This is a genomic window from Aneurinibacillus thermoaerophilus, from assembly GCF_019603355.1.
GTDB classification, from domain to species: Bacteria; Bacillota; Bacilli; order Aneurinibacillales; family Aneurinibacillaceae; genus Aneurinibacillus; species Aneurinibacillus thermoaerophilus.
On the sequence record NZ_CP080764.1, the window covers coordinates 850,924 to 875,309 of the forward strand.

The window sequence follows — 24,386 nt, forward strand, 5'->3', positions numbered from 1 at the left end:
ATTAAGACAAGGAGTGGAGTACATCAATGAATAGGATAGGGAAGTCTGTAAACACCAAGGACAATGGTCAATTCCAAGTTCAGCATTCTCACGAAGACGAATTGCGTCGGTTTCAGATAGAACTGGAAAAAGAGTTGGGTTTACATCAGCAAAAAAAGAACCAATGGTTTGATCCGGTTCCCCGCCAGTTTTTGGCTAAAGACAGAGCGACCACGACTATTTTGTTTGGTGGACTGACGATGGTTCACGATTATCTGGTAGAGGGCGCTCTAAAAGGGTTGGGATATCAGATCAAGCATTTGGACTGCCCGGACAACGAGTCGCTTCGGTTCGGCAAGGAGTTTGGCAACCGTGGGCAGTGCAACCCGACATATTTCACTGTAGGCAATTTAATCAAATACCTGTGTTATTTGCGGGATGTGGAAGGGAAATCGAAAGAGGAAATCATCCGCAACTATCTGTTTATTACTAGCGGTTCCTGCGGCCCTTGTCGCTTTGGCACTTATGTCACGGAGTACCGGAAGGCCTTGCGGGATGCTGGATTTGACGGTTTTCGTGTTCTGTTGTTTCAGCAGCAAGACGGTTTAAAGCAGGCAACTGGTGGAGAATCAGCCCTCAAATTAGACACTTCCTTTTTCATCAGTTTTCTAAAAGCGGTTCTTTTAGGAGACATTTTGAATGCATTAGGGTACCGTATTCGTCCTTATGAAGTGGAAAAAGGCGCGACGGAGGCAGCCTTAAGCCGTTGCAAACAACACTTGTATGACGCCTTAAGCAGGCGGAGGTGGCTCATTCCAGCGCTCATTAGATGCCGTAAGGAATTGCAAGCTGTTCGGGTAGACCGGACACAGGTAAAGCCTAAAGTAAGCATTATCGGTGAGTTTTGGGCCATGACAACAGAAGGGGACGGCAATTATCAATTGCAGCGTTTTCTGGAGCAGGAAGGGGCTGAAGTCGACGTACAGTCAGTGACAGCTTGGATTCTGTATCTTATCTGGGAGGGTCGCTATGATACTCTGAGGCGAATGAATCTGCGCGAGTCGGACTCTGGACGTTACGGCCTGCAGGGAAAAAAACCTATTTTGCATTTGCGTATGTTATGGGTGGCTGATCGTGCTCTTCGGATCATGTTTCAGATGTACGCCAAGATAATCGGTTTGTATAATTACCATTTACCTGACATGGATGAGATTGCCCGAGTTGCCCATGAACACTATGACAATCACTTGCGCGGCGGGGAAGGGCATATGGAAGTAGGCAAGTTAATCCTTAATGTGAAAAAACGAAAAGTAAACATGACCATCTCCGTTAAGCCATTTGGATGCATGCCGTCTTCCGGGGTATCCGACGGGGTTCAGTCATTGATTACTGAGAAGTATCCCGAAACGATCTTTCTTCCGATTGAAACGACGGGAGACGGAGCGATTAATGTATACAGCAGAGTGCAGATGATGCTATTTAAGGCAAAACAGGCTGCGCAGCAGGAGTTTAACGAAGCATTAACGAAAAAAGGTTTTACGGTCGAACAGCTTCAGAAGGTAGCGACTCGTTCAAAGTTTATCCATCCTTTGCAAACAAGCCGTCACGTCGTTGCTTGTACGGCGGCGAATGCGGTATATGGTACGTGCAGGTTTACAGGCGAATTGTTCTTCCGACGCAACAAAGAGGAAATAGAAGGAGTGTGAACTACCCACCACCTGCGCTTCGCTTAGAGGTGGGGGCTTCTCAGCTCCACGAAGAAAGCAACCTTTCTTCTCCCTGAGCGTTACTTCGGGTAGTCCCTACCCTAGATGTCCGACGTTTCGGAGTTCTTCATTCCCTTGGATATTTTACGCATGGAAGGGATCGCTTGGTTTTCGCATTTTTCATTTCTCCATGCAACCTCATATATCCAGTTGTCGAAGAATATCATATTTTTAGTTTACCAAATTGTTGGATAACTGAACAGGCTAACGCTTGTCCTTATCCGAAGCCCATTCATCTCACCGCTTATCGAAGCGGGAGACTTTTGGGCTATTCGGTTAAAAAAATTCCTTAAAGTAAAGCCTCCATATTTTTTTGGAGGTTTTTTATTTTGCCATAAATGATCGAAACGTCGAATTGACGCTGTAGAGTCACTTTTGGAGTGGAGAAGTCGCCAGCATTTTCTGCGTTTTATGATGATGAATTTGATAAAGAATTTGAAGGGGAGAAGAGATGTGAGAAACGACGTCGGGATGGAGTGGGGAAACGCTCAGGGAAATATAAGGTTCAGATGAGTGTGATAGGTGGTAAAGAATAAAAACATGAAAATTGAGTGGTGCATGTGGATGGAAAGAAGCACACGTTTTTCGATGATTTTGGAAATTGTTACATTAATGGTATTAGTGGCTAAGGGGATAGCCATGCTCGTTACCCTCTAAAAGATATTTCTCCCATCACATCAATGATGGGAGAAATATTTGGATAAACGATCCGAATGATTGATTTAGTTAACCATGCCCTCCATCGGACTGCTAGCTTGGGCATATCGTTTCTTCGGAATTCGACCCGCTTCAAAGCCCAGTCGTCCGGCTTGAATAGCCAGTTTCATGGCTTCCGCCATTTTTACAGGGTCTTGTGCGCCGGAGACTGACGTGTTCAACAACACACCATCCGCGCCGAGTTCCATCGCAATCGTTGCGTCGGATGGCGTGCCGATTCCGGCGTCAATAATGATTGGCACGGTAGCTTCTTCGATGATGATGCTGATGTTAAGCGGATTAAGGATTCCCTGTCCGCTGCCGATCGGGGATGCGCCTGGCATCACCGCATGTGCCCCGGCTTCTTGCAGGCGGCGGGCCAGCACCGGATCGTCATTTGTGTATGGCAATACGACAAATCCTTCTTCTACAAGGATTTTAGTCGCCTCTAGCGTGGCGAGTGGATCCGGCAGCAAAGTTTTCGTATCTGCGATCACTTCTACTTTAATCATGTCACACAATCCGGATGCGCGCGCCAGACGAGCGATGCGAACCGCTTCTTCCGCTGTGCTGGCTCCGGCTGTATTGGGCAGAAGTTTGTATTTGGTTAAATCGAGCTGTTCCAAAAAGTTCGGTTGTGCTGGGTCGTAAATATTCATCCGGCGAACGGCAAATGTCAAAATTTCCGTTTCCGAAGCTTCCACCGCGCGGCGTTGCACTTCAAAATCTGGAAATTTTCCTGTGCCGAGCAGCAGGCGGGATGAAAATTCGTAGGGACCAATTTTAAGCATATGTATCAACCTCCACCAACAAAGTGTACTAATTCAATCGTGTCGCCGTTTGAAAGCCTAGTTACGGCGTGCTGTTCCTTTTGCAAAATTTCGCGGTTCACTTCCACAATAACGATGCGGTTTTGGATGTGTAAGTACTCAAGCAATTGCCGTACGTTTTCAATTGTGTCGGGAACGGTTTGCGTTTCGCCGTTGATTGTCAAAGTCATGCGGCTTCACCTTCCTCTCTTATGAAGTTACAGGGACATGACGTTTGTCGGAAAAGGGGGCAAGTTCAACGTCCAGAGCCTCCCCGGCAATCATTTGCGCGATGATCTCCCCGGTCAGGGGACTCAAAAGAATACCATTACGGTAATGTCCTGTGGCGATTAGCAAATTTTTGCAGGAAGAGACAGAACCGAAATAAGGGAGGCCGTCATTGGTTTGTGGGCGCAAACTAACCCACGTTTTTTCGAGCGTGCAATCTTTGAGCGCCGGCAGAAGACGCACCGCTTTCGTCATCAATTCCTGCAAACCGCCTAAAGTCAAGCGCTCGTCAAATCCACAGTCCGCGGAAGATGCACCGACGAGTAAGCGATTGCCGCTTTTCGGAACGATGTAGCATCCGTGTGAGTAAATGGTTTTCTGGATTGGCTGCGGCATGCATAGTACGGAGAACGCTTCGCCTTTGATCGGAAAAACGGAAACAGATAGGCCAAGTTTACGCGCGATTCGTCCGCTCCAGGCTCCGGCGGCGAGCACGTAATGTTCGGCTGTAAATGGCCCCTGCGTAGTGCTAAGCCTGGTGATCTGTCCATCGGCGACTTCGATATCCAGCACTTCACAACGCTCGAGAATCGTAGCTCCGTGTTTGACGGCGGCGACAGCGAATGCGCGTGTAAGATCCGGCGCGGACACTTGCGTATCATCCGGCAAATAGAGCGCTCCGTTCATTTCGTCGCTGACAGCGGGTTCAATATGTTTTACTTCGGTTCGATCCAGCCATTCGACACGCAGGCCCAGGTCATGCTGCCAACTTGCCCGATGTTTTAGCATGTCGCCTTCTTCTTCTGTCCAAGCAACACGCAACATTCCCGCATGATTAAGTCCGATATCAATGCCCGAAACAGCGTATAGTTCTTGTTGCAAATCGGGAAATAGGCTGCGGCTGCGTAGAGAAAGCTCTACTAATGGTCCCGGCTCAGAAAATTCGACCTGCGCTCCTAGCATGCCGCCTGCTGCGCTCGAAGCATGCGCGCCGATGGTATCTTTTTCAAGAACGGTGACTGTTTTTCCGCGCTTGGCCAACTGATAGGCAATGGAGACGCCAATAATTCCGCCGCCGATAATGACGGCGTCCTGTTGTTTTTTCAATGTGATCCCTCCGTTTTTGCCGTCGGCCAGACGTGACGTGGAGATGTTCGTACCTGGCTGATGGCCTGTTGAAATTGTTGCACAGAAAGCACAGGTTCCTTCGCTTGCATGACAGCTGACAGTACCGCGATGCCGGTGCAGCCGGTTGCAAGTATCTCTACTGTATTTTCTGGTGTGATCCCTCCAAGGGCAATGACGGGAATGGAAACGCTTTCCACTACTTCCCGAAGCGCCGCTAGCCCACGGCCTGCCTGTCCTGGTTTGGAAGCGGAGGCAAACACGTGGCCGAATAATACATAATTCGCCCCTGCTGCTTCTGCCGCCTTTGCTTCCTCTACGCTGTGTACGGAGACACCGAGAAGGAGAGAAGGGGCGAGGTGGCGCATAACCGGGGCTGGAAGACTGTGATAAGCCGTTTGAATCCCGACAGCTCCAGCTGCAAGGGCAACATCGGCCCGGTCGTTTATGATTAGTTTTTCGCGCGTAAGTCCGACCTTGCCGAGCGTTTGCGTCCACTCCCATAGTTCGCGTGCGGTTCGCTGCTTTTCCCGCAAGTGGAAGGCATCAATATAGGGATGAATATTTGCAATGATTTGTTTTGCTTCAACGAGCGATTGTTTGCCGCTACTGATTACGTGAAAAACATGTTTTTGCATTTGCATACCTCTTTATATCTCGCTCCCGTTCCACACGCTTCCTTAGGAAGAAATGGACGGTGGGCGTAAGCGCAGGAAGAAGAGGCGGAGTTTTTATTCCTAAATCTTAGTCATTGTACATTAAAAAAAGCCGGGATCTTATGCTGGGACCCGGCCTGTACGTTACAGTAACGAATGGATTAAATGCCGACTACTTTCCTACGCTGGTACGAACCAGATCAGGTCCCAAGAGTTTAGAAACTTCATCGCGTTTCATTCTCAGCCCGGCTCATCGGGCTCCCCTAGTAGTGCTTTCTATATAATATTTTTTTATCATTATAATAGATTTAGAAAAGCATGTGAAGATGCTTTTATTATAAAATGAGTTTATATCAATAAAATTCAGAATTAATTTTCGATTTTTAGAAAGAATGAAGAATAGGAGCAAACGTCGGGAAGTTTTGTTCCTGTTTTCCTTTTTTGGGTAGAAATAATTAAGAGAATTCGGGTAGAATAAAAAATAGTTTGTTTTTGCGAAGAAAGGAAGGAAGCTATGAGTTCATTCGCGGATTTTCAGTTAAAACCGGAAATTCTGCAAGCGATTGCGGATCTGTATTATAAAGAACCGACACCGATTCAGAAAGAAGCGATTCCGCTTGCGCTTCAAGGCAAAGATGTTATTGGTCAGGCGCAGACCGGAACGGGTAAAACCGCCGCTTTCGTTATCCCGATGCTTCAGATGTTAGAGATACAAAAGAAAGATGTGCAGGCGCTGATTATGACGCCGACGCGGGAGCTTGCTATTCAGATTGCAGACGACGTTGCCGATTTGGGCAAGTATTTGGGCGTACATGTATTGTCGTTACACGGCGGACAGGATATTGCGCGCCAGATTAGCAAGTTGTCCGGCCAGGTGCATATCGTGGTCGGTACACCGGGGCGTATTCTTGATCACCTGCGCCGAGAAACGCTACATTTCGGCCGCATCAAAATGCTCGTGCTGGATGAAGCGGACAAAATGCTAGAGATGGGTTTTTTGGAAGAAGTGGAAGAGGTATTCATTCAGACGGCGCAGAAAAAGCAAGTATTATTGTTCTCGGCGACGATGCCGGATGCGGTACGTAAGCTTGCTCATCGTTTTATGAATCAGCCGCAAATTGTGCGGATTGAAAAGCGGCAGATTACGGCAGAAAATACGAAAGAATCATATTATGTAGTAAATCAGAGCGATAAATCGGATGTGTTAATGGAACTTGTCAAGGAGGCCCGTCCGTATTTGGCTGTGATTTTTGCTAATACAAAACAACGGGTAAATGAACTGGTACGTCGCCTGCAAGAAAACGGAATCGAAGCGGAGGCATTGCATGGCGATTTGACCCAGAAGAAAAGGGAGCAGATTATGGAGCGGTTCCGCCAGGCCAAATTCCAGTATCTTGTCGCTACAGACATTGCGGCGCGTGGCCTTGATGTGGAAGGGATTACCCATGTATTCAATTACGATATGCCCTCCGATTTAGAAAGTTATATTCATCGTGTTGGACGTACTGGCCGGGCCGGGCAGCAAGGTGAAGCCATTTCTTTAGTTTCGCCGCGCCAGAAGCAGTGGTTCAACCGCTTCGCTCGGGCGATTAGCGGCGGCGTGGAGCAGAAGTTTCTTGGCGGCAAGCCACGTGAGGAACGAAAACTGCGCAAGCGGGACGAAGCGGTCACGATAGAGGCACAGGAAGCGAAAACAACGGAGCAGGTCGCAGCGAAGGAGACGGAGAAGAAGCGCCAGGGCGGACGCGCCAAAGCGAAGCCGCCGAAAGTAAAGCCAGGTTATAAAAAGAAAATGCGGCTTGAACGGGAAAAGCAGTTGCGCAAAGAACGCCGCCGCAAGATAGAAGAAATATACAAGAGAAGAAATAAGAAATAAGAAATAAGAGGGGCAGGGAGACGTGTTCTTGTGAACGCCTCCCTTTTTGTATCCTTCTATTTCCTCGTTTATAGCCAAAATGTCGGATTGACAGTAAGCCTAATACATTGTACTTTATAGTTAAAAGTAAATAAGCCCATAGGGGAGTAGCTTTGAAAACGATAGGGTCGTCATTACGGGAACTCGGCGGGAACCCCGGCTCTATCGGCAGCATATTCATGTTGTAAGCAAGACCTTTGCCGTATTCGGCAAGGTCTTTTTGTGTTTTTTAGAAAGAAATCCATTTTTTTAGGTTGCTTTTCACACAGTAGAAAATATTGAGAGGAGGATGATTGTAATGGATTTTTTATCCACAGAATTTTTTTCCATGCTTTTTTCCATTATTATTATTGATTTGGTACTGGCCGGCGACAACGCGATTGTAATCGGGCTCGCGTCTCGCAATTTGCCGAAAGAGCAGCAGAAAAAAGCGATTATCTGGGGGACAGCCGGTGCAATTGCGATACGCGCGCTGGCTACAATCTTTGTCGTTTGGCTGTTGAAAATTCCGGGCTTGCATTTTGTCGGCGGCGTGATTCTTGTATGGATCGCGTATAAGCTTCTTATTGGCGAGGAAGAAGAAGAAAATATTAAGAGCAGTTCATCGTTGTTGGGAGCCATTCGTACCATTATTGTCGCTGACGTGATGATGGGTCTTGACAACGTACTGGCGGTAGCGGGAGCCGCTCAGGGACATATGGGCATGGTCGTGCTCGGTCTGTTAATAAGCATTCCGCTCGTTGTTTGGGGCAGTCAAATTATCATCAAATTAATGGAGCGCTTCCCGATTTTGATTTATGTTGGAGCAGGGGTACTTGCTTTTACTGCTGCTAAAATGCTCGTTACCGAAAAATTGGTTGTTCCTTTCTTTGCAGAAAATCCGGTTATTAAATGGGCCGTTATTGTTGTTGTCGTTGCAGGTGTGCTCATTAGTGGTAAGATAAAAAAAGACAAACAATCAACAACAACAGCCTCTGCGTAATGTAGAGGCTTCTTTTTTTACTCGTATATGAGTTTGCTTACATTTCTTCTTTATCTTGTTGATGGATTTCATTACTATATTATTATGAATTATTATGAGAAGCTCATGGATTGTGAGAAACTCGTGCTTTTTTACTTTTCCGGGTCTAATATATTATTAAATGTAAAGAAGTAAAGGAATTGACGAAAGAGAGAAGGTGATGCACGTTGGAGCCACTTTCCCGTGTGGAGAAGTATCGCCAACGCAAGGAAAGAAAAAAAGGGAATCGTTCCCTTTTTTGGATGGTATTAATTATTTTGTACATATTTGTTCTATATATCCTTATTTATTTTATTAAGCTACCTACTGATTATGCGTGGCGCATCGGACTAGAAGCTGGATTGTTTTTTTTAAGTGTGATTTTTCTTGACGCATATTTACAGGCGTTTACTACCATTTCTACACGGCCGGTGCAGAAGATGGAAACGCGCTTGATTCGTCCTAATTCGTTTATTATCGGGGCGTGGGTAATTTCTCTTTGTTATCATTTGGGCGTTGGTTTGTTTAGTTCAATGTATTTGCCGGATTGGATGTATTACGCGGGTTTTGTGTTTACACTGGCTTTATTTTTGGCGACGATCATTCATTTTCTCACCTATTTCGCCTACAACAAAAAAGAGCGCCAGTGGTTGCTTGAAGAGATGTACGCAAGCGACCAGCGCAGAGCGTATGAAATGATTCGTGATAACCAGTCGCAGTATTACTGGATTCGTAATGTCATGGAAACGAATGAAGAAGTACGACAGATGATGAAATGGAACGGTTTTGACCGTAATTTGGAAGAAAGGATGTATGAGCTACAACCGTATTTTCAGCGCACGATTTTTACGAAGAAAGATTTGGATAAGATTGCAGGTATAAGTGCGTGGTTGGAGAACATGCGCCGTATTATTGAGGAGCATCCGAGCTATAGTTCATTGAAGATCCATTCCGATCATCTGCCGCTGCGAAGCAAAAGGGGACAGGATTGATGAATATGCTCGCTATCTTCTTCCCGCGCCATTGAGCTCGGGAAGAAGAGGCAGGATCATCAACCATCTGATTGTATCTTTTATCTATCGATTTCAAAATACTCGATTTTACCATTTTTGCCGACGCGGACGGTAATGATGACGGGATAGAGTTTATCGGGTTTGGAAGTGAATACTTTTCCTGCAAGGCGATATAATGTTTTTCCTTCGTCTAGCTGATTTTTTTCTACAAGCTGCAACGAAGAAAGCGAAGGTAGATTGAGCGATTCGATCGGGCTTTGCTTTTCCTGTTTCATTACACTTGCGAGTAATGCCGGTTTGTCGTTTCCGTTTTTTTCAATTAGCGATACGATATTTTTAGACAGAACATTGATCGCTAACTGCGCGATGGCTCGGTCAGCCGCTGATGCGTTTTTCTGCGCGGCGGCTGTCTCCCAGTCATTGATGGCTTTTTGCTTCGCTTGCATCTGCTGTTTTACCCAGGTCGTCGATTCGGCGGTTTGTACGCGCGTGTCGTCGGAAGAACAGCCTGTCCCTGCCAGTGCAATTCCTGTCCCTAATAAAAGCACAGCTGCGATATGTTGCCACCTCATTTTCGTCCATTCCCCTTTTTCTTAAGCTTTCACATGCGTTTCATAAAGTTAAACGGTTCACAGGCAAATTAGTTGCGCTTACGTAAAAGAAATTCTTCCGTATAATCCAATGAGGCGACATAAGTTTATTTTGCGGGATTGCAAGGACGTACATAGAACATCCACAAAAAGCTTAGCGCTTGGCGTAATTCTAACGAAAGCGTGCTTGTCATTTCTTCTGTAACGCCCCGCTTGTATACGCCTTCCTGATGAAGGATGGTATAGCCGATTTCTGTGAGCAGTCTCCCGCATTCCCACGGCATCATCGTGTTAATTACAACATCTTCGCCGTACAAGCGCCGGTAGCCGTGTTCACGTGGAGCGGCGGTTGGACCGAGGATGCCGAGCGCCAGCAAGCCACCCGGTTTCAGATATTCCTTTAACGAGATGAGCATCCTGCGCGGGTCATCTGTCCACTCGATAACATTAATGGCCATAATTGCCTGGAAGCTTTGTTTTTCAAACGGCAGTTCGCGCAGGTCAGCTTTGACGAATGAAAGCCGAAGGCCGGGTTTTATTCGCTTTTCCGCCTTTTTGATCATTTCTTCTGAAATGTCGAGCCCGATGACACTAAATCCGAGTTCTGCCAGTTTAGCGCTGCCGTAGCCGTCGCCGCATCCTGCGTCAAGCACGGGTCCAAGTTCCGGCTTGATATATGACGAAAGCGTTGGCAATATTGTTTTACGACTGCCGTTCTCCCACATTTCTCGGCTGTTTGCTTGCCAGTGCCCGGACATTTTGTTCCAATGTGTTTCGCATGCTGCGTGCCAATTAAACGCCATTTTCCTTCTCTCCTTTTTCTTTATTTTATTGTTTACTGAAAAGTAACACAATTATTGTCAAAAAGCGAGAGGGATGGCACATAGTGGTCAAGCAAAAAAATTTCTTTATACGCCCCAAAGAAATAGGGTAAAGTTATAAAGAGAATGACGAAACGAGAGTGTGAGGCGAGAAGATTGCAGAATACGGAAAAAAAAGATTGGGGAATGTTAGCCAGACGTTGTGCGTTAAGCGCGGGAAAGCTAATTGAGGAAATGCTGGTTCATCCGTTGGAAGTTATGTACAAGACGTCTTCTTCCGATTTAGTTACGTCGGTGGATCGGGCGGTTGAACAAATGGTGATCGATGAAATCTTTAAAGTATATCCGGATCACGGAATTCTTGGAGAAGAGGGATTGGTCGCCTGCGAGCCGTCCAAATTCGAGACAGTATGGATGATTGATCCGATCGACGGGACGACCAATTTTGTTCACCAGCGGCAGAACTATTGTGTCTCGATTGCCGCATATCATCGAGGCGTATGCGAAGTGGGCGTTGTGTATGACCCAACACGTCAGGAATTGTTTTACGCGGAGCGGGGTGGGGGCATTTTTTTGAACGATGCCCCTCTTCGAGTGAAGCGGAATAAAGAAATGAAAGAGGCGCTAATTTCGACAAGCCTTTTTTGGAATCGGCGGGCAATGAAGAATGGCCTTTCGGAAAAAGCGCAACGGCTCGCGCACAGGGCGCGTGGTGTCCGGATTTATGGTGTGGCAGCGCTAGAACTTGCGTACGTCGCGGCTGGACGGCTTGATGCCTATATCAGCCCCGGTCTGAATGCGTGGGATCTGGGTGCTGGAAGACTGCTGGTGGAAGAATCCGGCTGTAAAATTAGCACAATAGAAGGGAAAGAGCTTCCGTTTGCAGAGCGGACGAGTGTGCTTGCTGCCAACCCGAATATATATGACTTTTTGCTTGAATTCTTAACAGAATATACTGTATAATATAATATTAAGTAAAGCATGATCTTTGATAATTGAATCATACTCTACGCGTTAGCGTAGGTGAGAAAGGTTCATTATATCGTTGTTTGTGGCGAAACCAACGTTAAAAATACCACCGGAGTATTGTCTGTTTCATCCCCTGGTGAAGGGGATTTTTTTGTTTTTTGTATAAAACGGACAACGCAAGGGGCCGCCGCAGGTCCCTTTTTCTTTTCCGGATGGTGAGCTTTGAATGTTAGATGGGAGGGGAAAACATGTCCGAATTCCAGATTCCACGCAAGGTGCAGCGATTGCATGAAGACATTCGGCCGGAACAGCTGCGCTACCACAGTCGGAGGGTTGCCGTAACGAAAGAGTTTACGTTTGATTCCGCGCACCATCTTCACTTATATGAAGGAAAATGCAAAAGCTTACATGGGCATACGTACAAACTGGTAATTACCATGAGCGGTTTTGTCAACGAAATAGGGATTTGTGTCGATTTCGGAGATATCAAGGAAGTGTATGAAGAAATAATTAAATCGCAGCTTGACCATAAATATTTAAATGAGGTGCTGCCGCCAATGAATACAACGGCAGAGAACATGGTTGTCTGGATATGGGAAGAACTGGATTGCGCTATTGAACAGCGCGGCTGGAAACAGCGCGGAACGCGCCTAGAAGAGCTTGTGCTGTATGAGACACCGACAAGCTACGCGACGCTTAAGCGGGAATGGATGGAAAGCAATGCATAATTTGGCTTGGGAAGAGCTGCACACTGACCTGAAAGTGCCGATGGTTGAGCTGTTTGAAACGGTGGAAGGAGAAGGCAGGATGGCCGGTTATCCGACCGTTTTCATCAGAATTTTTCACTGTAATCTACGCTGTACATGGTGTGATACTACGTATAGCTACGCGCCGGAGAAACCGGCTTTTACCGCTAGCATTTGTGAGATTGTTGACCGGGTCTCCGCCTATGGACATGGCGTAGTTTGTCTGACTGGTGGCGAACCGTTGATGCACGGTGTAAAATCGCTTGCGCTTGTCTATCATTTAGCACGGATTCCACACGTTTGGGATATCCATATTGAGACGAATGGGGCGATTGATTTGCAGCCGTTTCAAGCGCTGCGCGAGCGCGAGAAAGAAGTGCGGGAGAAAGTACGTTTTGTCATGGACTACAAACTTCCAGCGAGCGGAGAGACGGAGCGCATGCATGTGCCCAATCTCGCGCTTCTGGAAGAACGTGATGAAGTGAAGTTTGTTGTAGGGAATGAAGCAGATTTTATGTACGCTTTGGATGTGCTAAAACGACATCCGACGCGCGCTACCGCGCTTTTCAGTCCCGTATGGGAAACGATGCCGCCCGCGGATTTGGTTTCATTCTTGCTTAAATATAGGCCGCAGGAAGGGCGGGCGCGCTTGAATATGCAGATTCATAAAGTGATCTGGGATCCGGAGGCGCGCGGAGTATGAGGATCGTTCTGTGCGTATTTTCGCCTAGCTTATTTTTTGATCACTTCATGAGATAAAGGGGGAAAAAGACGGTGAAGAAAGCAGTAGTTGTGCTGAGCGGTGGTCTGGACAGTACGACTTGCATGGGAATTGCCCGCGATGCGGGATATGAATTATATCCGTTGACGTTTCACTATGGCCAGCGCCACGATCGGGAAGTAGAGCAAGCGAAGAAAATTGCTGCCTTCTATCGTGTACCGCATCACCGAATTGTTACGCTTGATTTTTTGAAGCAGATCGGTGGCAGCGCGTTGACGGATGAAACGATCGCTGTGCCGGTAGGAGGTGTGAACGAAGCCGGGGAGAATGATATTCCGTCTACGTATGTGCCGGCGCGCAATCTGATTTTTCTCTCATTGGCTACCGCGTATGCGGAAGTGGTCGGAGCGGAAGTCGTTTATATCGGCGTTAGCGCTGTTGATTATAGCGGCTATCCCGACTGCCGGCCGGAATTTATTCGCGCGATGAATGAGACGATCGGTCTAGCGACTAAAGCGGGCATAGCCGGTGCAGGCATCCGGATTGAAGCACCGCTTGTGCATTTATCCAAGAAAGAAACGATTGAATGGGGGCTGCGTCTTGGCGTTCCATACGAATTGAGCACCTCGTGCTATCAGGGAGGCGAGGAAGCATGCGGCGAATGCGATAGCTGCCGTCTGCGCCTTAAAGGATTCGCTGATGCCGGAGCTAAAGATCCGATTCCGTATAAGAAACGATAAGAAAGGATGAGTCAACAATGGCACAAGTAGAGCACAATCACGCGAAATATAACAACATTCGATTTGACATTCAGGACGAGTCGGCGATCATGGTCGATATTCTTGAAACCATTCCTTACGAATACGTCGGAAAAAAAACGGAAGTCACCATTCCGACAAGTGAGTTTACATCCGTATGTCCATGGTCCGGTTTGCCGGATTTCGCGGATATTAAGATTACATTTATTCCTAACGAAAAATTAATCGAGATGAAATCGTTGAAATACTATTTGACTTCTTACCGGAATGTGGGCATTTATCAGGAGCACGCTACGAATAAAATTTTGGAAGACCTCGTCAAATTGGCAGATCCGCTGTATATGCGCGTGGAAGCGATCTGGAACGCCCGCGGTGGACTTGGAACGGAAGTTATTGTAGAATACCGTAAGGAAGGATATGAAGGGTAGCGTGCAGTAAATGGATGAAATCAAAACCATCCTTGATGTAAAAGCTTTGCTTCGCCGGTTTGGCATCGTTATTTACACGGGCGACAGGTTGACTGACTATGAATTGTTGGAAGAAGAAGTGCGCGAACTTTATCAGGAGAAGCTTATCAATATTACGGAATTTCGCGCAGCGATGACCGTTCTGCAACGGGCGAAACGGGATAATGAAGAAATATAGAGAAAAAGAGCCTGCGCTACGGCTCTTTTTCTTTTTGCGGATTGCGCGGGAGAATTTTGCAATATTTTGCAACTTTTGTCGGTTTTATGCTGTGTTATTATGTGTATTATTATGTAGTATTGTTATCCTTCCGCATATTTTAGGGGGTTAAACGAAACATGAGGACAAGACGAACAACAAAACAGGGCCGGAAAAAGCGCAAACCATTTTGGAGACGAGGGCCTTGGGGCATCGTGCTTCTGATGACCGCGCTATTCGTCCTGTTAAGCGTTGGAGGCTGTTCGGCGCTGTACATCGCCGGCAACCAGATGATTGACATGAAAAAGCTAGATTTGATGGAGACATCGACGGTATATGATGCTACAGGCAATGAAATTACAAAGCTTTGGGTTGAAAATCGGGAAAAAGTGCCATTTTCTCGAATACCGAAGCACGTTGTTGACGCCTTCGTTGCGACGGAGGACAGCCGTTTTTACGAGCATAACGGGATTGATCCAATCGGGATCGGGCGCGCTATTGTCAAGGACATTATTACACGAAGCAAAGCGGAAGGCGCAAGTACAATTACTCAACAGTTAGCGCGCAATGTGTTTTTGACGAATGATAAAACGTTTATGCGAAAAACGAAAGAAATGATGATCGCGCTGAATCTAGAACGCCAACTTTCAAAACAACAAATTTTAGAAATGTATTTAAACCGCTTCTATGCGGGCGACGGTATTTTTGGCGTGCAGACGGCTGCTAAATATTTTTTCGGTAAACCAGTAGAGCAATTATCGCTGGCTGAAGGTGCGATGCTTGCTGCCTTACCGAAAGCGCCCAACACGTATGATCCGCGCGATCATCCGGATAAAGCGCTCCAGCGACGCAATCTTGTGCTGAAATTGATGCAAGAGAATGGCTATATTACGAAAGAGCAGATGGAACAGGCACAGAAAGAAGAGCTGAAGACGGTGCCTAAACCGACGAAAAAAGCAAATGAAGCGTATCAGGCATACATTGATTACCTTGAGAAAGAAGCCGAGGATTTGCTTGGAATTACTGGCGATCAGTTATACCAAGGTGGCTATCAGATTTATACGTATCTGGATCGCGATGCGCAAAAGGCAATGTTTGAAGAATATGAGCGAGAGAGCAACTTCCCACAAGGAAAATCAGATCAGAAGGTGCAATCCGCCATGGTCATCATGGAGACGAAAACCGGCGGCATCACCGCCATGGTGGGGGGGCGCGATTATGAGCGGAAAGGATTGAACCGTGCTACAGTGAGACTGCAGCCAGGTTCTACCATTAAACCGTTGATTGCTTACGCACCAGCGCTTGAAAAGGGATGGACACCGTATACGATCGTTAAAGATGAAAAGAAGACGTACCGTAAATATAATAACTGGACACCAAGGAACTATCGCGGTGAAGGATACGCGGGAAGCATTACGATGAACAAGGCGCTCGTTGAATCCCGCAACGCCGCAACCGTTTGGACGCTTGATAAGATAGGTCTTTCAACAGGCGTCAGCTACTTGAAAAAGTTTGGCCTTACCGTGGAACCTGATGAAGAAAATAATTTAGCCTTAGCTTTGGGGGGCATGAAACACGGGGCATCTCCAATTCAAATGGCGCAGGCGTATTCCACCTTTGCCAATGAAGGAAAGATGCACAAAGCGCATGTCATTAAGAAGATTACAACGAAGGACGGTACAGTCGTTGCCGAAGAAAAGAACGATGAAATGCAGGTCGTTAGTCCACAGACCGCGTATTACATGACGGAAATGCTTCAGAATGCCGTTCGAGAAGGAACGGGCAGAAAAGCGCAATTCGGCCATCCGCTGGCCGGGAAAACTGGAACGCAGCAGTATGACAGCAAGAGAGTCTCGGGCGGTACGCGCTACGCTTGGTTTGTGGGATATACTCCAGATTACGTTGGCGCCGTTTATATGGGGTATGATAAGACGGACGACGAACATTATTTACGCACGTCAGGAGGCGGCGCGCCTGCTCAGTTGTTCAGCCGCGTGATGCGGAAAGCAATGGAAGGTAAGGAGCGCAAAGACTTTAAGCGCCCAGAAGGCGTGGAGCCGGTGAAACCGCCTGTATCGCTTCCATCGATCAGTGATTTGTCCGCGACTGTCGTGGATGAAGGCGGACTAAAAGTCAAAGTGAATTGGAGCGGCAGCAATGATGATCGGATTAAATATCGTCTGTATCGTTTCCTTGGCTCACCGGCCGACAAGCAATTGATTGCTGATACCGGGTCTTCTAGCTATATGGATGCGTTTGACCCGAATCAGTTATATACGTATGTAGTTGTTCCGTATAACGCGGAAACTGGAGAGGAAGGAACGATGTCCAATATGGCGACGGTAACGGTTCCGGATGTGCTTCCGGGTACGGAGGAGCCGAACAAGTCTCAGGACCCGAATAACCCGAACCAATCACAGGATCCGAACAATCCGAACCCGGCTGATCCAAACCAACCGCAGGATCCGAACAGCTCGAACCCGGCTGATCCGAACCAGCCGCAGGATCCGAACAGCTCGAACCCGGCCAATCCGAATCAGCCGCAGGATCCGGGCAGCGTAAATCCGGCGAATCCGGGCGAACAGAACAAGAACACGGAAGCGCCGATGAAAGAGTGGTCGAATGAAAGGTCGGGCAAGAGTCACGGACGCAAGCACAGCGGTGAAACTTCTCCGGAATACATTCAGTAACTGTCAAGAAAAGTCCGCAAACAGAGCGGGATTTGATATAATGAAGAGCAAGGAGAAGATAAGGAGGTGTGGTTATGACCACAAGCCGAAATATAGCCCGTTTTTTTGAAGAACAGCTATCCAATGCTAAGACGCATTTTGAACGTGCACTGGATTGTAAACATACAGAGTTTGACGATTTGTATCCGTATATGAATGAACATCCGCAGTTCTTCTGGTATAAACGTTATGTGGCGTGGCAGGAACTCCTCACCGTTGTCCGTCTGGCGAAAGAGCTGGAAATTGAATGGAAGCATCTGTTTACCGACAAGCAGGTGCAGTACATTGAATGTAAAGTATTGGAAGCCCGCGTTTTGGATTACTGGTATGAAAACGACCAGCAGGAGCTTAAAGAAGAAGTAGGCGCTGACGATTAAATGCAATAAAGATAAATAGCAATGCTAAACATAGGGAGGGAGCGCAGCTCCCTTCTTTTTTGCAATATAAGAAAGGCAGAGTGGATATGAAAATTCCTGAGGCTTTTAGTAATAGAATGAAAAAATGGCTAGAGCCGGACGAATATCAAGCGTTCATTGCATCATATGATAACATGCGCGCGCAGGGACTGAGAGTAAATCGACTCAAGATCTGCCCTGACTCTTTTGTTCAGCGGGTAGACTGGCAGCTTGACCCTGTGCCATGGACGGAAGACGGATTTTATTATCCGGATACGTTCCGCCCGGCTAAGCATCCGTATTATCACGCAGGTTTGTATTATATACAGGAGCCGAGTGCGATGGCGCCAGCCGCCATATTAAATCCACAGCCGGGAGAGAAGGTACTGGACTTATGCGCCGCTCCCGGTGGAAAAACAACGCAGTTAGCAGCCGCCATGAAAGGAAAAGGAATTCTTGTCGTCAATGATAATAATCCAAACCGTGTCAAAGCGCTCGTAAAAAATGTGGAATTGTATGGTGTCACCAATGCGATTGTGACCAATGAAATCCCGGACAGGCTAGCCGAAGTATTTCCTGGGTATTTCGACAGGATTCTCGTAGATGCGCCATGTTCAGGGGAGGGAATGTTTCGCAAAGAGCCGGATATGGTGAAAAGCTGGAGTGAGCAGGCGATTGAGATGTGCTGTGGGATGCAGCACGACATCCTGAAAGGCGCAGCTCGTATGCTGCGTCCGGGCGGCTGGTTGCTGTATTCAACCTGTACGTTTGCACCGGAAGAAAATGAACAGATGATTGCCAAATTTTTAGATGAGCATCCCGATTTTTTGGTTGTGCCGATCCCTCTTTATGAAGGATGGGAACACGGGAGGCCTGAATGGACGCTGAATGCTGGTGCGGACAGTCGGATAAGCGGAACTGCCCGTCTCTGGCCGCACCGGGTGCGGGGGGAAGGCCATTATCTTGCGCTATTGCAAAAGCGGAAAGATGCGGTGGCTACGTCTTTTTCCGAATATACACCTGAGAAAAAATGGAAAAGAAAAGAGCTTGAGAGCTTTTACGTGTTTGTAAAAGAGACGTTACCACAATGGAAAGGGCTTGTAAGTGGGGAATTTGCTGTGACGATGCACGAAGATCGCGTGTTTTTGTCACCGGTTGGGCTTCCGTCGCTTAAGCCGCTTCGCTTGGCAAGACAAGGATGGCTGCTCGGAACGGTGAAAAAGAATCGTTTTGAGCCTTCCCAGGCGTTCGCGATGGGGCTTGTAAAAGAAGATGCGGCTCGTGTCATTGATTTTGCGGCAGATGATCCAGATGTCATCCGGTATGTAAAAGGCGAGACGGTGATGCGCCAAGTCGGAAAAGGCTGGGTTCTCGTCTGCGTGGATGGATTTCCGCTTGGCTGGGCGAAAGGAGCGGGCAATATGCTGAAGAACATGTACTCAGCCGGCTGGCGGTGGCAGGACGGCGCATAGTCGCGCCGCTAACAGATGGGTGCTCTTTTGAAAAAGAATTGGAAAAAGGATGTGGAAACGGTGAGGTTGGATAAACTGTTGGCCAATATGGGATATGGGACACGCAAAGAAGTTAAAAAGCTATGCAAAAGCGGCGCAGTTAAAGTGGACGGTGAGCCGGTAAAAGATAGCAGCATACACGTGAACCCCGATACGCAGGAAGTAGAGATTTACGGAGAAATTATACAGTACCGCGAGTTTGTTTATTTAATGATGAATAAGCCGCAGGGCGTGATTTCGGCCACGGAAGATCTTGTAGAAGAGACGGTGGTAGATTTGCTGGACCCGGAATTTTACACATTTGACGTTTTTCCGGTTGGGCGGCTTGATAAAGATACGGAAGGGTTATTGTTGCTTACAAACGATGGAAAACTGGCTCATGAGCTACTTTCGCCGAAAAAGCACGTACCTAAGCGGTATTTCGCCCGAATAGAAGGACGGGTAACAGAAGCGGATGGCGCGGCGTTCCGCGCGGGTGTGACGCTTGATGATGGATATAAGACGCTACCAGCCGAACTTACGATTCTGTCACAAGGAAGCGTTTCCGAAATAGAGCTAGTTATCTATGAAGGCAAGTATCATCAGGTTAAGCGTATGTTTGAAGCAGTAGGAAAGAAAGTGGTGTATTTGAAGCGAATTGCGATGGGCGCGCTTCAGCTGGACGAAGCGCTTGAGCCTGGTGAGTATCGTGAGCTAACAGAAGCAGAGGTGGAGCTTTTGCGGGAAAAAGTTTAACAGTATCAAGGATCAAAGAGCGCTCGAGAGGCTTAGCAGCCGTCCGGGCGCTTATTTGTATAAATAGAAATGTCAGGAATTGAACATAATGAAAACGAGGCGGTGAACGTATATGAGCAAAAAAATAATTCTACTTCTCATTGACTCGTTTATGCCCCATGTTCTGCAGGAAGCACGGGAAAAGGGGCTTGTTCCGGCTCTTTCTTTTTTGATGGAAAAAGGGGCTTACTGGGATAATTGTGTGACGGTATTTCCTACAATGTCTGCTACAGTGGATGCATCACTCGTCACCGGTGAATACCCGGAAAAACACGGTGTGCAGGGATTAATCTGGTACCACCGACCGGAAGAAAGAGTCGTTAATTATATTAATGGCAGTAAGTCAGTCTGGCGCATCGGGGTAAGCAAATGTACGAAAGATGCACTGATTGAGGTAAATGAAACACACCTTAGCCAGGATGTGACTACAGTATTCGAGGAATTGACAAGGCGGGGAAAAACGAGTGCTTCGTTCAATTTTTCCGTGCATCGCGGTCCTTGTCGTTACCGACTTCGCAAGCCTGGAATTCTTAAACTAATACTAGCCGGCTTATCTTTTGAGCGCATGGTAAGCGGTCCGGAAATATGTACAATCGGCCGGTTTATTGATTCGGAATTTTTGCGCTCGTTTCCATGGAAATGGAGCCATAGTATATTTCAGAAATATGGCTTAAATGATTGGTTTGCCATTGATGCTACCTGTCGTCTCGTAAAAGAAAATAAACTGCCAGATCTAACGGTTGTGTATTTGCCAAACATGGATTATGCCTATCATCGTAAGCCGGATCAAGGGCCGCAAATTTTGGCGAAAGTGGACAGGGGAATTCAACGGTTGCTTGATAGTTTTGGCGGCGGAGAAGAAGCAATTCGGCAATGCAGGTTTATTGTCGTGGGCGATCATGGCCAGACGAAAATCGGAGCTGAGGTGGAAGCAAACATCGACATACCGCAGCATTTTGTCGGCATGAAAATGGCCGAGATGAAGGAAATTAAGCCGGATAGCGACGATGTCGTTATTTGCAATAATGAAAGAATGTGTTACTTTTATCCGCTGAAAGAAGGTGTGCAGGAGGAAACGATAAAACGTCTTTTGCGAGATTCCCGTATTGATGTGCTTGCGTGGAAAGAAAGAGGAGGCGTGCGTGTCCGGCGGGGGGAACAGGAGCTGTTTTTTGCTCCGGGAAATAAGATCGCCGATGAATACGGACGGATGTGGAATACGGAAGGCGATCTTTCCCTTATTGATGCGCGGCAAAAGGAAGAGGGCGGCTCCGTTTTTATTGCGTTCGGAGATTATCCCGATCTTTTTTCACGGTTGTACGGTGCATTGTATGCCCGGGAAGGCGATGTAATTGTAGCCACAGCGGCTCACGGATGCGAATTTTTTACCCCCGATGATCCTGTACATCGCGGCGGCGCAAGCCACGGTTCACTGCATGCGCTCGATTCCTTCGTTGGGCTTATTATTACCGGGGAAACCAAGGAGCGGTTTGCTCGTCCGCGCATTGTAGACTTGAAGTCGTATATTTTACAGCAATTAACATAAGTTTCAGCACAAGCGGTCTGGTTCGCTCGAATGAGGGGATAACATCAGACCGTTTTTTCATCGTTATCCCGTATATTCTTCGTTTGCGTTATAATTAAGAAAAGCCATAGCAAAAACGCATGAGGGACAGGAATCACACTGATTGACATACCGCTCTTCGGCTCCGTCCTGAGACGGAGAAAAAACCAATCCGCAGTCAGTTTTACGTACGGGGTGCAGCCGGCTAAGATAATATAAAGGGATAAAATACTTACGCTTTCTATCCTGAGTGCGTACGGGAGAAGCTTCCGGGATGTATACCCGCCTTTGCTTTTTCATGATCGTATAAGGGTGCTCTGGAAAAAGCGCAGCAGGCATAAGCATGTGAGTTTGTTGCAACATGGGAGGTGGAGAAGTGACGAGAGAATCGCTTTTGTTTTCATATTTGCTGGGAGCTGCTATTATTTTTACCGGGCTGGGTATTTTGTTTGATATGTTAGGCCTGAAAGATTTTAACTTGGTAGGCCTCTTTCCGTTTCTTTTTTTATATTTTGGTTTGAAGTGGTGGAGCCGCGGGAAGAAAATCCGCGGCAGCGTACTTTTGTTTATCGGAATTACGAGTTTTTTTGCTTATTGGTTAAATATTGATCCGGGCCGGATTATGGGACTTATGCTATCCATTTTGTTTATTTATTTTGGCTATCGCATGATTCGCGGGAAAAGCAAGAAAATCGAGATTCCACAATCCTCCAGGCCGGGGGACGGATTGGCTCGTCCGATTTCGCATGAGCCCCCGGAACAAGCGACGGTGTGTGGAGATGAGTTCGGATTTACTTATTCGTTTCATTCTCCGGAGCATAAACATTCGCTTATCGGCAATCTATTTCTTACAGGAAGTCGTTGGCAATTACAGGATATGAATATCTGGCACGGAATTGGAGACGTAAAAATTGATCTATCCCGTGCTTACATTCCGGACGGTGAAACCGTCATTATTATAAATGGGTGGATTGGAGATATTGACATTTATGTACCTTACGACCTTGCAGTATCTTTGACGGCGAGCGTGAATTTCGGCGATATTGATGTGTTCGGGAACAAGCAGGGAGGCATTAACCGCAGCATGACACTTTCAACTTCCGGTTACCTGAACTCGGATAAGCGCGTACGCCTTGTTGTGAGTTTATTAATCGGCGACATTGACGTTATTCAGCTATAGGGGAGGAGTATGGTGTCAGAGCGTAGGCTTGCCAACATTCAGTGGCAATTAATGAGGCGGTTCCTCTGGGGAAGCGTCGGCGCGGCTTCGGTGGGAAGTGTCGTGTTTTTCTTTATCTGGCATGGGGTGGCCAGTGTGCCGATACTGAGGAATTGGTTGTTTGACAAGCTGGGATTTCGGCTTCCGGTTTTTCCCGATCTTTCGTTCGTGCTTGTGCTGCTGCTTTTTCTTTGCATGATCGCTGCGCTTGTTGGTGCGAGTATCGGATATATATATGGAAATTTAATGAAAAAGCGGATTGAAATTTTGCTGCAATCGGCGATGATGATTGAACGTGGACATTTGTCAACAAGGGTGCCTTATCTAGGGGACGATGAAATTGGAAGGCTGGGAGAACGGCTCAATGAGATGACGATCCGCTTTCAGCAGCAAGTGATTTCGTTGCAGCGCTTGTCTGCCCATAATGCGGAGTTGACGGAGCAGGTGAAGCAGGCGGCGGTGACGGAAGAAAGGCAGCGGCTGGCCCGCGAATTGCATGATGCGGTGAGTCAGCAACTGTTTGCCATTTCCATGACGATGGCAGCGGTGAAGCGTACACTGGCTCAAAACCCGAAAAGAGCTGTCCAGCAGGTAGAATTAGTGGAGGAAATGGCGGCAGCTGCCCAAGCCGAGATGCGCGCATTGCTTTTACATTTGCGTCCCACCCAATTGGAAGGCAAATCACTTAAAGAAGGAATTGAGGGATTGCTTATCGAATTGCAGGCAAAGCACGCCCTTTCCTTTTCTTGGCAGATTGAAGATCTTCCATCACTTCCCAAGGGGATGGAAGATCATCTGTTTCGCATTTTGCAAGAAGCATTGTCGAACACGTTGCGCCATGCCAAGGCTAAAAAGGTTGAAGTGAAGCTAACGAGGATACAGAATCGTTTAAGATTGAGAGTAACGGATGATGGAATTGGATTTTCTCAAGGGGAAGAGAAGAAATCATCTTCGTATGGAATGAAGTTAATGGAGGAGCGGGTCGCCGAAATCGGTGGCGTACTGGTCATTTCATCGGCGCCAGGCCATGGAACGATGATTGAAGTAACCATTCCATTTGTCGGATAGAGAAGAAGCGGAGGAGACAATATGAGTGAGTCGATAAAAGTACTGTTGATAGACGACCATGAGATGGTACGGATGGGCTTGGTTGCTTTTCTGTCAACAGAAGAAGGAATTGAAATTGTTGGAGAAGCTAGTAGCGGGGCGGAAGGGCTTAGAATTGCCGAGCAAACAAAGCCGGACGTTATTCTGATGGATTTGGTGATGGAAGGAATGGACGGCATTGAAACAACGCGGCGGATGAGATGTGTCCATCCGGAAGGCAAAGTTATAGTTCTGACGAGCTTTATCGATGACGAGAAAGTATATCCGGTAATCGAAGCCGGGGCTTTCAGTTACTTGCTAAAGACGGCGCGTGCTTCGGAGATTGCCGAGGCGATTCGTCAGGCTTACCGCGGGCAGCCAGTTTTGGAAGCACAGGTGGCGGGAAAGATTATGTCGCGCTTTCGCCAGCGGACAGTGGAGAAAGCGCTGCCGCATGAGCAGTGTACGAATAGGGAACTGGAAGTACTTCGCCTGATCGGGGAAGGCAAATCCAATCAGGAGATTGCGGAAGAATTATATATAGGCATTAAGACGGTAAAAACACACGTTAGCAATATTTTAAGCAAGTTGGGGGTAGAAGACCGGACACAGGCTGCCATTTACGCTCATCGCCATAGAATTTGTAAATAATA

24 protein-coding genes and 1 riboswitch are annotated in these 24,386 nt (G+C 47.2%); of the genes, 18 read left to right on the plus strand and 6 right to left on the minus strand.

All coding sequences use genetic code 11. The features are described from left to right. The first annotated feature begins 26 nt into the window (after nucleotides 1–26). Complete coding sequence (locus K3F53_RS04620; protein WP_091259826.1) at nucleotides 27–1,685, plus strand: 2-hydroxyglutaryl-CoA dehydratase; 1,659 nt, start codon at nucleotides 27–29, stop codon at nucleotides 1,683–1,685. 782 nt (nucleotides 1,686–2,467) lie between these two features. Here K3F53_RS04620 and K3F53_RS04625 read toward each other — a convergent pair. Genes K3F53_RS04625 through K3F53_RS04640 form a run of 4 tightly spaced genes read right to left on the minus strand, consistent with a single transcriptional unit; the run spans nucleotide 2,468 to nucleotide 5,241 of the window. After that, a complete protein-coding gene (locus K3F53_RS04625) occupies nucleotides 2,468–3,232 on the minus strand; it encodes a thiazole synthase (protein ID WP_057899619.1) in 765 nt (254 codons plus the stop codon). Nucleotides 3,233–3,237: 5 nt separating this feature from the next. Beyond that, nucleotides 3,238–3,441 (minus strand): sulfur carrier protein ThiS, encoded by a 204-nt coding sequence (gene thiS, locus K3F53_RS04630; RefSeq protein WP_057899618.1) that lies wholly within the window; start codon nucleotides 3,439–3,441, stop codon nucleotides 3,238–3,240. A gap of 19 nt (nucleotides 3,442–3,460) precedes the next feature. After that, a complete protein-coding gene (gene thiO, locus K3F53_RS04635) occupies nucleotides 3,461–4,585 on the minus strand; it encodes a glycine oxidase ThiO (RefSeq protein WP_057899617.1) in 1,125 nt (374 codons plus the stop codon). Further along, nucleotides 4,582–5,241: a thiamine phosphate synthase gene (locus tag K3F53_RS04640; protein ID WP_175493535.1), complete on the minus strand. Its 660-nt coding sequence runs from the start codon at nucleotides 5,239–5,241 to the stop codon at nucleotides 4,582–4,584. The genes thiO and K3F53_RS04640 overlap by 4 nt, the downstream gene beginning before the upstream one ends. 178 nt (nucleotides 5,242–5,419) lie before the next feature. Beyond that, nucleotides 5,420–5,534, minus strand: a riboswitch (TPP riboswitch). Between the two features lie 239 nt (nucleotides 5,535–5,773). Between K3F53_RS04640 and K3F53_RS04645 the strand changes: the two genes are divergently transcribed. From K3F53_RS04645 to K3F53_RS04655, 3 genes are all read left to right on the plus strand, one after another. Further along, complete coding sequence (locus tag K3F53_RS04645; RefSeq protein ID WP_082706079.1) at nucleotides 5,774–7,135, plus strand: DEAD/DEAH box helicase; 1,362 nt, start codon at nucleotides 5,774–5,776, stop codon at nucleotides 7,133–7,135. Between the two features lie 337 nt (nucleotides 7,136–7,472). Then, nucleotides 7,473–8,156, plus strand: a complete 684-nt coding sequence (locus K3F53_RS04650; protein ID WP_057899615.1) for a TerC family protein — start codon at nucleotides 7,473–7,475, stop codon at nucleotides 8,154–8,156. 206 nt (nucleotides 8,157–8,362) lie between these two features. Then, nucleotides 8,363–9,166, plus strand: coding sequence for a hypothetical protein (locus K3F53_RS04655; protein ID WP_057899614.1), 804 nt, complete (start codon nucleotides 8,363–8,365; stop codon nucleotides 9,164–9,166). 80 nt (nucleotides 9,167–9,246) lie between these two features. Here the strand turns inward: K3F53_RS04655 and K3F53_RS04660 are convergent, their stop codons facing one another. Both K3F53_RS04660 and K3F53_RS04665 read right to left on the minus strand, forming a co-directional pair. Continuing rightward, a complete protein-coding gene (locus K3F53_RS04660; RefSeq protein WP_057899613.1) occupies nucleotides 9,247–9,759 on the minus strand; it encodes a hypothetical protein in 513 nt (170 codons plus the stop codon). Nucleotides 9,760–9,884: 125 nt separating this feature from the next. Then, nucleotides 9,885–10,580, minus strand: coding sequence for a class I SAM-dependent methyltransferase (locus K3F53_RS04665; RefSeq protein ID WP_220559472.1), 696 nt, complete (start codon nucleotides 10,578–10,580; stop codon nucleotides 9,885–9,887). 144 nt (nucleotides 10,581–10,724) lie between these two features. Here K3F53_RS04665 and K3F53_RS04670 point away from each other — a divergent pair, with 144 nt between their 5' ends. The 14 genes from K3F53_RS04670 (at nucleotide 10,725) to K3F53_RS04735 (ending at nucleotide 24,384) form a co-directional block, all read left to right on the plus strand. Beyond that, nucleotides 10,725–11,561 (plus strand): inositol monophosphatase family protein, encoded by an 837-nt coding sequence (locus K3F53_RS04670; RefSeq protein WP_327876211.1) that lies wholly within the window; start codon nucleotides 10,725–10,727, stop codon nucleotides 11,559–11,561. Nucleotides 11,562–11,815: 254 nt separating this feature from the next. Continuing rightward, nucleotides 11,816–12,295 carry a 6-carboxytetrahydropterin synthase QueD gene (gene queD, locus K3F53_RS04675; RefSeq protein ID WP_057899611.1) on the plus strand — a complete coding sequence of 160 codons (480 nt, stop codon included), beginning with the start codon at nucleotides 11,816–11,818 and terminating at the stop codon, nucleotides 12,293–12,295. After that, nucleotides 12,288–13,016, plus strand: coding sequence for a 7-carboxy-7-deazaguanine synthase QueE (locus K3F53_RS04680; RefSeq protein ID WP_057899610.1), 729 nt, complete (start codon nucleotides 12,288–12,290; stop codon nucleotides 13,014–13,016). Before queD ends, K3F53_RS04680 begins: the two co-directional genes overlap by 8 nt. A 71-nt stretch (nucleotides 13,017–13,087) precedes the next feature. Continuing rightward, the gene (gene queC / locus K3F53_RS04685; protein ID WP_057899609.1) at nucleotides 13,088–13,774 is read left to right on the plus strand and encodes a 7-cyano-7-deazaguanine synthase QueC; all 687 of its coding nucleotides are present in this window, start codon (nucleotides 13,088–13,090) and stop codon (nucleotides 13,772–13,774) included. A 17-nt stretch (nucleotides 13,775–13,791) separates the two neighbouring features. After that, a complete protein-coding gene (queF, locus tag K3F53_RS04690; protein ID WP_057899608.1) occupies nucleotides 13,792–14,220 on the plus strand; it encodes a preQ(1) synthase in 429 nt (142 codons plus the stop codon). Between the two features lie 10 nt (nucleotides 14,221–14,230). Beyond that, nucleotides 14,231–14,437: a YqgQ family protein gene (locus K3F53_RS04695; RefSeq protein WP_322787634.1), complete on the plus strand. Its 207-nt coding sequence runs from the start codon at nucleotides 14,231–14,233 to the stop codon at nucleotides 14,435–14,437. A gap of 158 nt (nucleotides 14,438–14,595) precedes the next feature. Then, a complete protein-coding gene (locus tag K3F53_RS04700; RefSeq protein ID WP_057899607.1) occupies nucleotides 14,596–17,145 on the plus strand; it encodes a transglycosylase domain-containing protein in 2,550 nt (849 codons plus the stop codon). 74 nt (nucleotides 17,146–17,219) lie between these two features. Beyond that, a complete protein-coding gene (locus K3F53_RS04705) occupies nucleotides 17,220–17,561 on the plus strand; it encodes a hypothetical protein (RefSeq protein ID WP_057899606.1) in 342 nt (113 codons plus the stop codon). Between the two features lie 86 nt (nucleotides 17,562–17,647). Further along, nucleotides 17,648–19,051 (plus strand): RsmB/NOP family class I SAM-dependent RNA methyltransferase, encoded by a 1,404-nt coding sequence (locus K3F53_RS04710; RefSeq protein WP_220559482.1) that lies wholly within the window; start codon nucleotides 17,648–17,650, stop codon nucleotides 19,049–19,051. Between the two features lie 60 nt (nucleotides 19,052–19,111). Then, nucleotides 19,112–19,825 (plus strand): pseudouridine synthase, encoded by a 714-nt coding sequence (locus tag K3F53_RS04715; RefSeq protein WP_057900400.1) that lies wholly within the window; start codon nucleotides 19,112–19,114, stop codon nucleotides 19,823–19,825. A gap of 112 nt (nucleotides 19,826–19,937) precedes the next feature. Continuing rightward, nucleotides 19,938–21,410, plus strand: a complete 1,473-nt coding sequence (locus K3F53_RS04720; protein ID WP_057899605.1) for an alkaline phosphatase family protein — start codon at nucleotides 19,938–19,940, stop codon at nucleotides 21,408–21,410. 394 nt (nucleotides 21,411–21,804) lie between these two features. Then, a complete protein-coding gene (gene liaF / locus K3F53_RS04725; RefSeq protein WP_220559492.1) occupies nucleotides 21,805–22,608 on the plus strand; it encodes a cell wall-active antibiotics response protein LiaF in 804 nt (267 codons plus the stop codon). A 12-nt stretch (nucleotides 22,609–22,620) separates the two neighbouring features. Next, nucleotides 22,621–23,715, plus strand: a complete 1,095-nt coding sequence (locus K3F53_RS04730) for a sensor histidine kinase (protein ID WP_408863338.1) — start codon at nucleotides 22,621–22,623, stop codon at nucleotides 23,713–23,715. A gap of 21 nt (nucleotides 23,716–23,736) precedes the next feature. Continuing rightward, the gene (locus K3F53_RS04735; RefSeq protein ID WP_057899602.1) at nucleotides 23,737–24,384 is read left to right on the plus strand and encodes a response regulator; all 648 of its coding nucleotides are present in this window, start codon (nucleotides 23,737–23,739) and stop codon (nucleotides 24,382–24,384) included. The last annotated feature ends 2 nt before the right edge of the window (nucleotides 24,385–24,386 follow it).